The sequence below is a fragment of the Streptococcus danieliae genome, assembly GCF_009767945.1.
Taxonomy (GTDB): Bacteria; Bacillota; Bacilli; order Lactobacillales; family Streptococcaceae; genus Streptococcus; species Streptococcus danieliae.
Genome location: NZ_WSRS01000163.1, coordinates 1 through 965 on the forward strand (window position 1 = coordinate 1; position 965 = coordinate 965).

A 965-nucleotide genomic window follows, 5' to 3' on the forward strand; every position below is an offset into this window, starting at 1 on the left:
TCGCCAACTGGAGAAATACCAGACTCTTTAACAATAGCTTGAAGTTTTTCATCAAGAGCATCTTGAGAAAGCACATGGTACATCTCAAGCAACTGACTGACATCATCACCATTCGCAGCCTTAATAGACTGAACCTTCATGGATTTACCATCAAGAGCTTCATCTAGATAATCTTCAATATAAAGATTAGATTTAAGGATCGAATCTTTAGAAGCTTCAATTCCCTTGTACTGATCGAAGTTTTGAGTCAAGACGTAGTTCAATTCAGAATTTGGAAGGACGGATTGACCATTGATTGATTTTCTTGTTGCTGGATCAATCACATCCTTCTTAGGTTGGATCACATTATCATCTGGAGTTGGTGTGGCAGGTTTTGGAGTCACCCGTTTGTAAACATAAGTAATCTCTGTAGTTCCTTCTACAACCTTACCATCTTCATTTCCAAGCGTTTTTTCAGGAACGAGGACATACTCAATACCATCTTCTGTTGTAATGGTAGGTGGTTTATTGTCCTTAGTATCATATGGTGTTTCAACATCAGACAATGGTGTATCTTCGACATCGTTCTTGATAGTTTGACCATCTTCATTGATATAGTGGACAATGACATTTCCTTTGTTTGGTGTTTCATCTACAAGCTTGTAGAAATAATCAACATAGATTGTGCCATTTACAACCTTACCTGTTTCTGAACCGACGACTTTTGGTGTCAAGACATAGGTTTTACCATCATAACCAATTTTTTCTTGTTTTTGATCTTTAGTATCGTAACCAGAGCCAACTTTGCCATCTTCTACATCAATTTGATCAGGAGAAATTTTGACATTGGTTCCTTCTTCAAAGTAGCGTACAACAACGTTTCCGTTATAAGTTCGGTAATCAGAACCTGGAGTGTAGATAACTGGAGTATTTGAAACAACCTTGTATTCTCCCTTAGGAGTGTTCACAAGTGTTGTGAAGGTATT

The 965-nt window shown here is 37.5% G+C and carries 1 protein-coding gene; it reads right to left on the reverse strand.

All coding sequences use genetic code 11. The features are described from left to right. The coding region (locus E5983_RS09215) for an SspB-related isopeptide-forming adhesin (protein ID WP_202056763.1) at window positions 1–965 on the reverse strand (965 nt) is incomplete at both ends.